This is a genomic window from Phreatobacter aquiterrae (genome assembly GCF_053471285.1).
Genome location: NZ_JBJPHW010000001.1, coordinates 330,929 through 342,854 on the forward strand (window position 1 = coordinate 330,929; position 11,926 = coordinate 342,854).

Annotated in this window: 15 protein-coding genes; 13 read left to right on the forward strand and 2 right to left on the reverse strand. The window is 67.6% G+C overall.

All coding sequences use genetic code 11. The features are described from left to right. Positions 1 to 296: 296 nt before the first annotated feature. The 13 genes from ACJ4V0_RS01530 to ACJ4V0_RS01590 all read left to right on the forward strand — a co-directional run bounded on the left by ACJ4V0_RS01530 (position 297) and on the right by ACJ4V0_RS01590 (position 10,728). Positions 297 to 473, forward strand: a complete 177-nt coding sequence (locus ACJ4V0_RS01530; RefSeq protein ID WP_448297778.1) for a DUF4169 family protein — start codon at positions 297 to 299, stop codon at positions 471 to 473. A gap of 6 nt (positions 474 to 479) precedes the next feature. Then, on the forward strand, positions 480 to 710 hold the full coding sequence (locus ACJ4V0_RS01535) for a ribbon-helix-helix domain-containing protein (RefSeq protein ID WP_448297779.1): 231 nt from the start codon (positions 480 to 482) through the stop codon (positions 708 to 710). Between the two features lie 176 nt (positions 711 to 886). Then, the gene (locus tag ACJ4V0_RS01540; RefSeq protein ID WP_448297780.1) at positions 887 to 1,405 is read left to right on the forward strand and encodes a tripartite tricarboxylate transporter TctB family protein; all 519 of its coding nucleotides are present in this window, start codon (positions 887 to 889) and stop codon (positions 1,403 to 1,405) included. A gap of 10 nt (positions 1,406 to 1,415) precedes the next feature. Continuing rightward, the gene (locus ACJ4V0_RS01545; protein ID WP_448297781.1) at positions 1,416 to 2,924 is read left to right on the forward strand and encodes a tripartite tricarboxylate transporter permease; all 1,509 of its coding nucleotides are present in this window, start codon (positions 1,416 to 1,418) and stop codon (positions 2,922 to 2,924) included. A 150-nt stretch (positions 2,925 to 3,074) separates the two neighbouring features. Beyond that, positions 3,075 to 3,545, forward strand: a complete 471-nt coding sequence (locus tag ACJ4V0_RS01550) for a YHS domain-containing (seleno)protein (protein WP_448297782.1) — start codon at positions 3,075 to 3,077, stop codon at positions 3,543 to 3,545. 109 nt (positions 3,546 to 3,654) lie between these two features. Next, positions 3,655 to 4,449 (forward strand): thymidylate synthase, encoded by a 795-nt coding sequence (locus ACJ4V0_RS01555; RefSeq protein WP_448297783.1) that lies wholly within the window; start codon positions 3,655 to 3,657, stop codon positions 4,447 to 4,449. After that, complete coding sequence (locus tag ACJ4V0_RS01560; RefSeq protein ID WP_448297784.1) at positions 4,446 to 4,961, forward strand: dihydrofolate reductase; 516 nt, start codon at positions 4,446 to 4,448, stop codon at positions 4,959 to 4,961. The genes ACJ4V0_RS01555 and ACJ4V0_RS01560 overlap by 4 nt, the downstream gene beginning before the upstream one ends. Positions 4,962 to 5,169: 208 nt before the next feature. Then, entirely contained in the window at positions 5,170 to 6,345 is a 1,176-nt protein-coding gene (gene hflK, locus ACJ4V0_RS01565) for an FtsH protease activity modulator HflK (protein WP_448297785.1), read from the forward strand. After that, the gene (hflC, locus tag ACJ4V0_RS01570) at positions 6,342 to 7,283 is read left to right on the forward strand and encodes a protease modulator HflC (RefSeq protein WP_448297786.1); all 942 of its coding nucleotides are present in this window, start codon (positions 6,342 to 6,344) and stop codon (positions 7,281 to 7,283) included. The genes hflK and hflC overlap by 4 nt, the downstream gene beginning before the upstream one ends. A gap of 67 nt (positions 7,284 to 7,350) precedes the next feature. Then, positions 7,351 to 7,536, forward strand: coding sequence for a DUF2065 domain-containing protein (locus ACJ4V0_RS01575; protein WP_448297787.1), 186 nt, complete (start codon positions 7,351 to 7,353; stop codon positions 7,534 to 7,536). 108 nt (positions 7,537 to 7,644) lie between these two features. After that, a complete protein-coding gene (gene sdhB / locus ACJ4V0_RS01580) occupies positions 7,645 to 8,427 on the forward strand; it encodes a succinate dehydrogenase iron-sulfur subunit (RefSeq protein ID WP_448297788.1) in 783 nt (260 codons plus the stop codon). A gap of 138 nt (positions 8,428 to 8,565) precedes the next feature. After that, positions 8,566 to 9,915 carry a cell envelope integrity protein CreD gene (gene creD / locus ACJ4V0_RS01585; protein ID WP_448297789.1) on the forward strand — a complete coding sequence of 450 codons (1,350 nt, stop codon included), beginning with the start codon at positions 8,566 to 8,568 and terminating at the stop codon, positions 9,913 to 9,915. Between the two features lie 114 nt (positions 9,916 to 10,029). Further along, positions 10,030 to 10,728, forward strand: coding sequence for a protease inhibitor Inh/omp19 family protein (locus tag ACJ4V0_RS01590; protein WP_448297790.1), 699 nt, complete (start codon positions 10,030 to 10,032; stop codon positions 10,726 to 10,728). Between the two features lie 21 nt (positions 10,729 to 10,749). Here the strand turns inward: ACJ4V0_RS01590 and ACJ4V0_RS01595 are convergent, their stop codons facing one another. Beyond that, positions 10,750 to 11,361 (reverse strand): GNAT family N-acetyltransferase, encoded by a 612-nt coding sequence (locus tag ACJ4V0_RS01595; protein WP_448297791.1) that lies wholly within the window; start codon positions 11,359 to 11,361, stop codon positions 10,750 to 10,752. A 251-nt stretch (positions 11,362 to 11,612) separates the two neighbouring features. Beyond that, the gene (rpmE, locus tag ACJ4V0_RS01600; protein ID WP_448297792.1) at positions 11,613 to 11,843 is read right to left on the reverse strand and encodes a 50S ribosomal protein L31; all 231 of its coding nucleotides are present in this window, start codon (positions 11,841 to 11,843) and stop codon (positions 11,613 to 11,615) included. Positions 11,844 to 11,926: the final 83 nt, after the last annotated feature.

Below are 11,926 nucleotides of genomic sequence, written 5' to 3' on the forward strand. Positions count from 1 at the left end.
GTCAGCGCTGCGCAGCGGCGCCGGGCGATCGGCTATCGGGGCGGCACGTGCCCTCCGCGTCGGTTGGTGTGGCCGCTCGCCGAACGATGTCTGCCATCGGCGATGGTCGGCCGGAACGTTGGCGTCGGCGCGGTGGCGCGGCGATGGCGGTATCGAGGGAAGGTTTCCATCGACACGGGCGGTCGATAAGAAGTTCGCGGTCGCAATTACGACGCGAAAAGATTGTCCGATTTCGCAGTCGCCGGGTGCCTCCCGCCAGGGAACCCCGCCGCGCCTGATGCATTTGGAATATTGCCATGGGTGATGTCGTCAATTTGAAGCGCGAGCGCAAGCGCAAGGTCCGCCGGGACGACGACCGTCTCGCCGATGCCAATCGTCTGCGCTTCGGCCGTCCCGCCGCCGACCGGAAACTCGAAGAGGCGCGCGAAGCGCTGGAGTTGAAGCGGCTGGACGGTCACAAGCGCTCGGAGTGAATTTTCATGAAGAGCCATGTCGTCAAGCGGTCAATCGTGGTCGAGGGCCACAAGACCAGTGTCAGTCTCGAGGACGAATTCTGGAACGCGCTTAAAGAGATCGCGGCCGAGCGCCGCGAGACGCTGTCGGAACTCGTCGGCCGCATCGACGGCGATCGGACCCACGGCAATCTGTCGTCCTCCATCCGGCTGTTCGTGCTGAACCACTATCGCGCGCAGAAGGCCCCGGCCGCCTGACAGGTGTTTCTACTGACGGCGACTGCCCGCATTTTCTCCGCATCTGCCATCCAGCGGTGCTTGTGTTCGCCCGGTTGACATGATGTCATCCGCGCGCAAAAGCACCGGGGCCGGAATGGCCAACGACAACGGTGTGCTGGAGCGGGGAGACGATGCAGGACGACAACGATAAGAGTGTGGCCGACGCTACGCGTGGTCTGGTCAAGAGTCCGCAGGACATGTTCGCCGGGCTCTTCATCATCGCCTTCGGCCTCGCCTGTCTGTGGGCCTCGTCGAACCTGACCGGCGGCCGCGGCGCCAATCTCGGCCCGGGCTCATTCCCGCGCGGCCTGTCCTTCCTGCTGATGGCGATCGGGGGCATCATCGTCGTCCAGGCGCTGACCGTGGTCGGACCGCGGCTCGAGGCCTGGTCGATCCGCGGCCCGGTCTTCGTGCTCGGCGCCGTGCTGCTATTCGCCATGACCATCCGCGGCACGACGCTCAACATCCCCGGCATCGGCCGCACCGATCTCATCCCGCCGCTGGGCCTCATCGTCGCCGGTCCGCTGACCCTCGTCGTCGCGAGCCTTGCCGCCAACGAGCGGAACTGGACGCAGACGATCATCTTCTCCGCCGCGATGACGGCCTTCTGCATCCTTCTGTTCAAGGTTGCGCTGCGGCTGCCGATTCCGGTTGCTCCCTGGGCCGGTTGGTAGGGCAAGTCTCATGGATATGTTCGCCAATCTGGCGCTCGGCTTCGGCGTCGCGCTGACCATCAAGAATCTCGGCCTCTGCTTCCTCGGCTGCATGATCGGCACGCTGATCGGCGTGCTGCCGGGCGTCGGGCCGATCGCCACCATCGCCATGCTGCTGCCGATCACCTTCGGGCTCGATCCCGTCGGCGCTCTCATCATGCTGGCGGGCATCTACTACGGTGCCCAGTACGGCGGCTCCACCACCGCCATCCTCGTCAACATCCCCGGCGAGGCGACCTCGATCGTCACGGTGCTCGACGGCCACCAGATGGCCCGCAACGGCCGCGCCGGCGCGGCCCTCGGCATCTCCGCCATCGGTTCCTTCTTCGCCGGCTGCGTCGCCACCATCGTCATCGCCGCGCTGGCCGCGCCGCTGACCCGCGTCGCCCTGCTCTTCGGCCCGGCGGAGTACTTCTCCCTGATGGTCATGGGCCTGATCTTCGCCGTCGTCCTCGCCCGCGGCTCCGTGATCAAGGCGGTGGCCATGGTGCTGGCCGGCCTGATGCTGTCGACGGTGGGCCAGGACCTGGAGACCGGCGCCGACCGCATGACCTTCTCGTGGCCGGAACTGTCCGACGGCATCGACTTCACCACCATCGCGATGGGCATGTTCGGCTTCGCCGAAATCCTTCGGAACCTCGAATCGCCCGAGACCCGCGACGTGCTGAAGAGCAAGATCGGTAGCCTGCTGCCCAACTGGGAGGAGATGAAGCGATCGCTCATGCCGATCCTGCGCGGCACGGGAATAGGCGCGGCGCTCGGCATCCTGCCCGGTAACGGCGCAGTCCTCGGTCCCTTCGCCAGCTATACGATGGAGAAGAAGATCGCCAAGGATCCGTCTCGCTTCGGCAAGGGCGCGATCGAGGGCGTCGCCGGTCCGGAAAGCGCCAACAATGCCGGCGCTCAGACCTCCTTCATCCCGCTGCTCACGCTGGGCATTCCGCCGAACGCCGTCATGGCGCTGATGGTCGGCGCCATGACCATCCACGGCATCGTGCCGGGCCCGCAGGTCATGGAGAAGCGGCCCGATCTCTTCTGGGGCATGATCGCCTCGATGTGGATCGGCAACCTCATGCTGCTCATCATCAACCTGCCGATGATCGGCCTGTGGGTGAAGCTGCTGAAGGTGCCTTACCGCATGCTGTTCCCCTCGATCATGATGTTCTGCTGCATCGGCATCTACTCGGTGAACAACAACCCGTTCGACGTGATGATCACGGCCTTCTTCGGTCTGGTCGGCTACGCCTTCATCAAGATGGGCTTCGAGGTCGCGCCGCTGCTGCTCGGCTTCGTGCTCGGCAAGCTGATGGAGGAATACCTGCGCCGCTCCATCCTGATGTCGCGCGGCGACTGGTCGGTCTTCGTCGACTTCGTCAACCGGCCAATCTCGGCGTTCCTGATCGCCATCGCGGTGCTGATGCTGATCATCTCCTTCCTGCCGTCGATCACCAAGAAGCGCGAGACCGTCTTCGTCGAGTGATCCTGGCGGTCCCCGGACCATCTCTCTGTTGCCGGCGGCGTCCCATGGGCGCCGCCGGTTGCATTTCGGGGGCCGTAACGCCCCGGCGTCGCGAACCGTAGGTGCTGTCGGAGGGCAAGACGCGCCCTCGTCCGGATGAAAGGTTCGCCCATGCCGATCCACCCCAGCCTGACCCGCCGCGCCTTCGGCCCGCTCCTCGCGGCGGCCTGCGTCGCGCTCTCCGCCGTCTCCGCGGTGGCGGGTCCGGAGGTCTATACCGGGACCCTGTCGAACGTCGCGGCTGAGGGCTTCGACGTCGTCGCGTTCCACCGCGAGGGGCGCCCCGTGCCGGGCGATGCCCGCTTCAGCCACCGCTGGAAGGATGCCACCTGGCGCTTCGCCAGCGCCGCCGCGCGCGACGCCTTCGCCGCCGATCCTGTCCGCTACGCCCCGGCCTATGGCGGCCATTGCTCCTGGGCCGCCTCGCAGGGCTACCGCGCCTCGGGCGATCCTCGCCACTGGCGCATCGTCGACAGGCGGCTGTTCTTCAACTACGACGCCCGCGTCCACCGCACCTGGCTGACCGACGTGCCCGGCTTCGTCGCCGCCGCCGACCGGAACTGGCCGCGCCTCCTGCGCTGATCCCCGCTTTCATGTGGGCAGCACGCCGCGCCGCCATGCGCGCTGCTGCCAGAGACCCGCGTTCCGCGCTATAAGCTCCATTCACGGATTCGCCCCGCCGGAGGCCGCGATGCGCCAGTACCACGACCTGATGGAGCACGTGCTCAGGCACGGCGCGCGCAAGGACGACCGCACGGGCACCGGCACGCTCTCCGTCTTCGGTCACCAGATGCGCTTCGACCTGTCGGAGGGCTTTCCGATGGTCACCACCAAGAAGCTGCACCTGAAGTCGATCGTCCACGAGCTTCTCTGGTTCCTGAAGGGCGATACCAACATCGCCTATCTCAAGGCCAACGGCGTCAGCATCTGGGACGAATGGGCCGATGCCGACGGCAATCTCGGCCCGGTCTATGGCAAGCAGTGGCGCTCCTGGGCCGCACCCGACGGGCGCACCATTGACCAGATGGCCCATCTGATCGCCATGCTGCGGAAGAATCCGGACTCGCGGCGTCTCATCGTCTCGGCCTGGAATCCGGCCGATGTCGAGGACATGGCGCTGCCGCCCTGCCACTGCCTGTTCCAGTTCTACGTGGCGGAGGGCCGGCTCTCCTGCCAGCTCTACCAGCGCTCCGCCGACATCTTCCTCGGTGTGCCCTTCAATATCGCTTCCTACGCCCTGCTCACCCTCATGCTGGCGCAGGTGAGCGGCCTGAAGCCCGGCGACTTCGTCCACACGCTGGGCGATGCCCACCTCTACACGAACCACATCGAGCAGGCCGAACTGCAGCTCACCCGGCCGCTGCGCGCCCTGCCGACCATGCAGCTCAACCCGGCGGTGACCGACCTCTTCGCCTTCGCCTACGAGGATTTCACGCTGACGGGGTATGACCCGCACCCGGCCATCAGGGCGCCGGTGGCGGTGTGACCCCCATCCTCATCATCGCCGCCGTCGCCGCCAACGGCGCCATCGGCCGCGACAACCGGCTGCTCTGGCGGCTGAAGGCCGACATGGCCCATTTCCGCGCCACGACTGCCGGCCTGCCGCTGGTCATGGGGCGCAGGACCTTCGAGAGCTTCGGCGGCCGGGCGCTGCCCAAGCGGCTCAACATCGTCGCTTCGCGCCAGCCCGGCCTGTCGCTCCCCGGCGCGGTGGTGACGGGTTCGCTGGATGAGGCCCTCGCCATCGCCCATGCCGAGGCCCTTCGTTCGGGCGCCCCCGAGATCGCGGTCCTCGGCGGCGCCGACATCTACGCGCAGGCGCTGCCGCTGGCTGATCGCCTCGTCATCACCCACGTGGCGGCCTCGCCCGAGGCCGATGCCTTCTTTCCCGCCATCGACGCCGCCGCGTGGCAGGGCAGGGAACTCGCCACCCATCCTGCCGGCCCCGAAAACGACCACGCATTCCGCATCGTGGAATATCGCCGCGCCAGCGGCTGAACGCCGCAGGGCCGGCATTCCGGGCGAAATGGCCCCCGGATGCCGTTCGCCGCGGTGCGGAAGGTTCACCAAATCGCCATCGTGCCGGTCCGTCTTCTGCATGCCGCGTTGAAAGCCGCGTGGTGGTCTTCTATATCCGGTCAGGCATTTCGGCGTCGCGAGGCGCCAGTACGGCCATTGCCGTGCACCTGAGCGAGGACAACAGTTCATGCCGTGGAACAATCAAAGCGGCGGCGGCCCATGGGGCGGCGGCGGCAGCAGCGGTGGCGGTGGCGGCGGCGGCGGACCTCGCGGTCCCTGGGGTCAGGGTCCCCAGGGCGGCGGTGGCGGTGGCCAGCCTCCTGATCTCGAGGATCTCATCCGCAAGGGCCAGGAGCGGCTGAAGAGCGTGCTGCCCGGCGGCGGTGGCAACATCGGCGCCAAGGGCATCGCCCTCATCGCCGTGCTCGGCATCATCATCTATGGCCTGACCGGCTTCTACACGGTCAGCCAGAACGAGGTCGGCGTGAACACCGTCTTCGGCCGCCACATCGGCAATGCGGCGCCGGGCCTCAACTGGAACCCGCCGTCGCCCTTCGGCGCGGTGTTCAAGGTTGCCGTCACGGACGTCCGGCGCTCCGAGGTCGGCTACCGCTCCGGCGGCGGCCCGCGCGGCGCCAACCGCGAGGTCCTCGAGGAAAGCCTGATGCTCACCGGCGACGAGAACATCGTCGACATCGACCTTGAGGTGCAGTGGGACGTGAACGCGGCGCAGGTCGCCAACTTCGTCTTCCAGCTCCAGAACCCGGAAGGCACCGTGAAGGCGGTTGCCGAGAGCGCGCTGCGCGAGTCCATTGGCCGGCGCAACATCCAGAACATCCTGACCGTCGACCAGGCGGCGATCGCCAACGAGATCCGCCAGATCATGCAGCGGATCATGGACGACTACGGGTCGGGCGTGAACATCCGCGTCGTCCAGCTGCTGTCGGCCCTGCCGCCAGCGCAGGTCCGCGCCTCCTTCCTCGACGTGAACGCGGCGCAGCAGGACCAGACGCGCGTGCAGAACGAGGCCCGCACCTACGCCAACCAGATGGTTCCGGAAGCTCGCGGTCGCGCCTCCCAGATCCTCCAGGAAGCCGAGGCCTATCGCGATCGCGTCGTGGCCGAGGCCAGCGGTCAGGCGAGCCGCTTCAGCCAGGTCTTCGAGCAGTATCGTCTGGCGCCTGACGTGACGCGCGAGCGCATGTTCCTCGAAACCATGGAACGCATCCTGGGCGGCACCGACAAGGTGATCATCGACCAGGGCGGCGGCAATGCCGTGCAGCCCTTCCTGCCGCTCGACCAGCTCATGCGCGGGCCGGCGCCAGCACCTGCCTCTCCGGCCGCCGCGAGGACCCAGCGATGAACTCTTCCGTCAAACTCGTCGTCGGCATCGTCGCCGCGCTGGCGCTCTTCGCTCTCGCCAATGCCTTCTTCGTCGTCCAGATGACGCAGCACGCCATCGTGCTGCGCTTCGGCCAGGTCGTGCGCGAGCCGATCAGCGAACCGGGCCTCTATTTCAAGGTCCCGTTCATCGAGAACGTGGTGACGGTGGACAAGCGCATCCTCGACCTCGACCTGCCGGTGCAGGCGGTGCTCTCCACCGACCGGCAGAACCTCGACGTCGACGCCTTCGCCCGCTACCGCATCACCCAGCCGCTCCGCTTCTTCCAGACGGTGCGGACCATTCCCAACGCCAACACGCGCCTGGCGAGCTTCGTCAATTCCTCGATGCGTAACATCATCGCCGGCGCCACAATGGCGCAGTTGATCCGCACGGATCGCGACCGGCTGATGAACCGCATCCAGGAAGAGGTGAATCGCGAGGCGACGACGCTCGGCGTCGCGATCGTCGATCTGCGTCTCACCCGGGTCGACCTGCCGCAGGTCAACCAGGAGGCGGTGTTCAACCGCATGCAGACGGAGCGCCGTCAGGAGGCCGCCGACCTGCGCGCCACCGGTCAGCAGGCGGCCGTCACCATCCGCGCCCGCGCCGACCGCGAGGTCGTCGGCATTCTCGCCGAGGCCGACAGGCGTTCGGAAGAGCTGCGCGGTGCCGGTGACGCCGAGCGCAACAAGATCTTCGCGGAGGCCTTCAACCGTGATCCGGACTTCTTCTCCTTCTACCGGACCATGCAGGCCTACGAGCAGAGCCTGAAGCAGGGGGACACCCGCATGGTGCTGTCGCCCAATTCGGACTTCTTCCGCTACTTCGGTGATCCGTCGGGCCGTCGCAGCGGGGCGCGCGCGCCAGCTGCGCCGTCAGCACCCGCTCCGGCCGCCACGCCGCCGACGGGTAACTGAACACTCTTGCTCCCCGACAGGGCCGCCGCGATACCTCGCGGCGGCCCTGCCGCAATAACAAAGCGCCATGAGAGATTTCGTCGTCGCCCTAGGTCTCGTGCTGGTCATCGAGGGACTGATCCTCGCGGCCTTTCCCTCACGTATACGGGATGCGCTGGAGACCATGCGCGTCACGCCCGACCAGCAGCTCAGGATCGTCGGCCTGGTGGCTGCGGTGCTGGGAGTTGGCGTCATCTGGTGGATGCGCGGCTGATCTGATCCTCATCCGGCCCCGTCGACAAAAGACCCGATTGACAAGCCGGGGCTCAGGGCTGAAGGGAAGACCCAGCCTTGCTCGGCCCGCACGACAAGTAGACATCACATGGCTCAGTTCACGCTTCCGAAGAATTCCCAGATCACCGAGGGAAAGACCTGGCCGAAGCCGGCCGGCTCCAACCGGCTCAGCGAGTTCCGCATCTATCGCTGGAACCCTGACGACGGCGCCAATCCGCGCATCGATACCTATTACGTGGACCGCGACGATTGCGGCCCGATGGTCCTCGACGGCCTCATCTGGATCAAGAACAGGGTCGACCCGACGCTGACCTTCCGCCGCTCGTGCCGCGAGGGCATCTGCGGCTCCTGCGCCATGAACATCGACGGCACCAACACCCTCGCTTGCACCATGGGCATGGACGAGGTGAAGGGCAGCCAGGTGAAGGTCTATCCGCTGCCGCACATGCCGGTGGTCAAGGACCTCGTCCCCGACCTGACCCGCTTCTATGCCCAGCACGCCTCCATCGAGCCCTGGCTGAAGACGACGACCGCCCAGCCCGAGAAGGAATGGCGCCAGTCGCGCGAGGACCGCGAGAAGCTCGACGGCCTCTACGAGTGCATCCTCTGCGCCTGCTGCTCCACTTCCTGCCCGAGCTACTGGTGGAACGGCGACCGCTATCTCGGGCCGGCGATCCTGCTCCAGGCCTATCGCTGGCTGATCGATTCGCGCGACGAATCGACCGGCGAGCGCCTCGACAATCTCGAGGACCCCTTCCGGCTCTATCGCTGCCACACGATCATGAACTGCTCGAAGGCATGCCCGAAGGGCCTGAACCCGGCCAAGGCGATCGCCGAGATCAAGAAGATGATGGTGGCGCGTCAGGTCTGACGCGCTTTCCGGCCTGAGGTGACGCGCATTCCGCGCGCCACGCTTCCGCCGCGAAAACTCCTTCGCGGCTCCGGCATTGGAACGCGAGGCCGCCGCCGCCCGTCGCTGATCTGACGCTCCGTCAACCGGAGATGTCCCATGGCGTCGGGTGCCTCGCTCGTCCGTTCCCCCCTCCTGAAGCTCGTCGTCATCGGCATCCTGACCCTGCTCATGGTCGTGCCGCTCATCGCCCTGTCGATCCTCAGGGGCGAGCGGTCCCAGCGTGCCGCCGAGGTCATGCGCGAGGTCGCGGCGTCCTGGGCGGGCGACCAGGCCATCGTCGGCCCGATCCTGCTGCTGCCTTACATCGCGCGCGTCCAGGAGCAGGGCAATCTCCGCACCGTTCGCCGCACGCTCGCCGTGCTGCCCGAGACCATGCAGCAGACCGGCGATCTCACGGTGGAGCACCGTCGCCGTGGCATCTTCGACGTGCCGGTCTGGCGCGGGGAGGCAGGCCTCGAGGCGCGCTTCGCGCCGGTGGACGTCACCCGGATCGACGGCGCAGCGGTCGCTCCCGTCTGGGAGGACGCCGTCATCGCCTTCCACGTCGCCGATCCGCGCGGCCTCGAGCGGGAGGTGATCGTCAGGATCAACGGCGCCGGTGCAGCCCTCGAGCCCGGCGCGGGCCCGCTCGGCGGGCAACTGGCGCTACTCTCCGCGCCGCTCGTCGGCATCGACGGCACGCAGCCCTTCGCCGTGTCCGCCGGCTTCGCCCTGAAGGGCTCGCGCACCTTTGGCGTGGTGCCCGTCGGGCGCACCTCCACTGTCGCGCTGGCCGGCAACTGGGCGCATCCGAGCTTCTTCGGCGCCTATCTGCCGGGCGAACGCGAGATCGGTCCCGACGGCTTCCGCGCGCGCTGGTCCGTGCCGCACTATGCCCGGCCGGTGGCCCAGGCCTTCATCGCCGAGCCGGCGCAGTTGCAGCGGCTCATTGCGGCGCGCTCGGGCGTCACCTTCTACCAGCCCGTCGATCTCTACCAGCTGGTCGAGAGGGCGCTGAAATACGGCATCCTCGTCATCGGCGCCGCCTTCGTCGTCGTCTTCCTCATCGAGGTCCTCGGCCGGCGCGCCTTCCACCCGATCCAGTACCTGATGGTCGGCGCGGCGCTCGCGGTCTTCTACCTGTTGCTGCTGTCGCTCTCCGAGCAGGTCGGCTTCGTGCCGGCCTATGCCCTGGCGTCCGCCGCCATCGTCGGCCTCGTGTCCCTCTATGTGGGGCTCGTCTTCCGCCGCCTGCGCGAGGGATTGATCGTCGCCTCCGAACTCGCCGCGGCCTATGGCCTGCTTTTCGTCGTGCTGAGGTCCGAGGACTACGCGCTTCTTACCGGCTCGGTCGTCGTCTTCGCGGCGCTAGCCGCGGTGATGCTGGCAACCGTGAGGACGGACTGGTCTGCGATCGGCGTGTCACCCGCCGAAAAACCGGCTGCGGAAGGCTCAATGATCGGTTAACCAGATTGCCGACATCGTCGCGAAGTCGCAGACCCGCCATGGAATTGCCGCTGCACGGCAGCATCGTGGCGAAGTCCGGGCTCCGCGCGGACCATTTCTCGGGTGAACCGCTCCATGGGTATGCGCCCCGCCGCACTCCTCCTCTGCTCCGTCGCCCTCGCCGGATGCACCTCGTCGTCGCGTTTCGGCGATTTTTCCACAGCTTCGATGCCGCCGAGCGGATCGGAGCGGATCGACCGCGGCTTCGGCCGGGGCGACATGCCGCCGCCAGAGCCGGAGCGCCGCCCTTCGGCCGCTGACCAGGACGTCATCCCGGGCGGGCAGCCGGGTGCGGAGGGTATCGAGAGCCAGGAGATCGCGCCGCCTTCCGTGTCGGGACGATCCGATGTCGGTCCGTCGGCGATCGATCCGGCGCTGGCGCCCAGCGCGCCCGGCGCCCAGCCGCAGATCATGCAGCCCGAGCCGCAGCGCGGCGGTGCCCCCGCCTCGCCGCCGCCCGTCGTCTCGGCCCTGCCGCGTCAGGAACGCGCTGCTCCGACGGCGACCACCGTGGCCGGCACGTGGACGGTCACGGACGCCGGCGATCGCTGCCGCATCACCCTGACGTCGACGCCGCTGTTCGAATTCTACAGGGCAAGCCCGCAGAACTGCCGCGCGCCGTCGCTGGCGCGCATCAACGCCTGGGAGCAGCGCGGCTCGGAGATCGTCCTGCTGCAGCCCGGCGGCCGTGTCGCCGCCCGCCTCTCGCCCCAGGGGGGAGGCGCCTATTCGGGCGCGACCGCCACCGGCGCACCCGTCAGCATGGCGCGCTGACCAACTGAGGTCCTGACCGAGTCAGTCCTCCCCGGGCGCCGCAATACGGCGCCCCGTTGCCATCGCCCGTCCCTTGCGCAGCAGCCGCATCTGCCGGTCCATGAAGCTTGCGGCGGCCGAAGATGAATCCGTCCAGACCTCGCGCCAGAGCGAGATGGGCGTCGCCGGTCGCGCCTTCACCGCCGCGAAGCTGTCGCCGGACGCATAGGTGATCTTGCCGTCGAACCGTGCAGCGAGGCGCTGCATGCCGCGGTTTGACGGCAGGCAGGTCATCACGAGATCGGAAATGCCGCGGTTGCGGGCCGTCAGCAGCAGGCGGCCGAACAGCGCCGAGCCGACGCCGGTGAGCCGCCAAGCCTCCTCGACCGTGACCGCCACTTCCGCCGAGCCGGTTCCGAGGAATCGCAGCTCGGCCGCGCCGCGCAGGATCCCCTCGTCGAGGAAGCCATGGACCACGGCGTCGGAGCCGAGCGCCTGGTCGGCATAGGCCGCGATCGTCTCATCGGAGACGCCGGCGGCGAAGCGGCAATGGCGCGCGTCCGGGTCGAGGCGCAGGAGATGCGTCGCCAGCAGGTCCGTTTCCCAGGGAAGCAGCTTGCGGATGACACCCGCCGCGATGAGTTCGTCGTGCATGCGCTGATCCTCGCTCGACCGCCAAAAAGCGGCCTCCGATGGCTCGGCCCTCATACGTGCTGCGCTGTCTCCCTGACCGCGCAGTACCCGAGGACCCGACCGCATGCAATGACATTTCTGCACTGCAACATGACGAGGGCGTCATGGCGGCGGCACGGAGGCCTTTGGCCCAACCGTCGATGAACGGCAGCCGAAAACGAAAACCCCGGCCGAGGGCCGGGGTTCCGCTGGATCGCGATGCGATGCAGAATTCAGGTCTTGAGAGCGCCGATGCCGCCGAACTTCTGGTTGAAGCGCGACAGGCGACCGCCGCGGTCCATCAGCTGCTGGGAGCCGCCGGTCCAGGCCGGATGGACATTCGGGTCGATGTCGAGCTGGAGGACGTCGCCCTCCTTGCCGTAGGTCGAGCGCGTCGTGTACTCGGTGCCATCGGTCATGACGACCTTGATGGTGTGGTAGTCGGGATGGATGTCGGTCTTCATGGGTCGTCCTCTGAGGCGCCGTTCGTCGTGGGCCGGCGCGAAGGGCCGTGTCCTGTAATGAGAAGCCGCGCTAATAAAGGAAC

Coding starts and splice junctions, on each gene's coding strand:
- ACJ4V0_RS01530 (WP_448297778.1), top strand. CDS start 297: ATGGGTGATGTCGTCAATTTGAAGCGCGAGCGCAAGCGCAAGGTCCGC.
- ACJ4V0_RS01535 (WP_448297779.1), top strand. CDS start 480: ATGAAGAGCCATGTCGTCAAGCGGTCAATCGTGGTCGAGGGCCACAAG.
- ACJ4V0_RS01545 (WP_448297781.1), top strand. CDS start 1,416: ATGGATATGTTCGCCAATCTGGCGCTCGGCTTCGGCGTCGCGCTGACC.
- ACJ4V0_RS01550 (WP_448297782.1), top strand. CDS start 3,075: ATGCCGATCCACCCCAGCCTGACCCGCCGCGCCTTCGGCCCGCTCCTC.
- ACJ4V0_RS01555 (WP_448297783.1), top strand. CDS start 3,655: ATGCGCCAGTACCACGACCTGATGGAGCACGTGCTCAGGCACGGCGCG.
- hflK (WP_448297785.1), top strand. CDS start 5,170: ATGCCGTGGAACAATCAAAGCGGCGGCGGCCCATGGGGCGGCGGCGGC.
- hflC (WP_448297786.1), top strand. CDS start 6,342: ATGAACTCTTCCGTCAAACTCGTCGTCGGCATCGTCGCCGCGCTGGCG.
- ACJ4V0_RS01575 (WP_448297787.1), top strand. CDS start 7,351: ATGAGAGATTTCGTCGTCGCCCTAGGTCTCGTGCTGGTCATCGAGGGA.
- sdhB (WP_448297788.1), top strand. CDS start 7,645: ATGGCTCAGTTCACGCTTCCGAAGAATTCCCAGATCACCGAGGGAAAG.
- creD (WP_448297789.1), top strand. CDS start 8,566: ATGGCGTCGGGTGCCTCGCTCGTCCGTTCCCCCCTCCTGAAGCTCGTC.
- ACJ4V0_RS01590 (WP_448297790.1), top strand. CDS start 10,030: ATGGGTATGCGCCCCGCCGCACTCCTCCTCTGCTCCGTCGCCCTCGCC.
- ACJ4V0_RS01595 (WP_448297791.1), bottom strand. CDS start 11,361: ATGCACGACGAACTCATCGCGGCGGGTGTCATCCGCAAGCTGCTTCCC.
- rpmE (WP_448297792.1), bottom strand. CDS start 11,843: ATGAAGACCGACATCCATCCCGACTACCACACCATCAAGGTCGTCATG.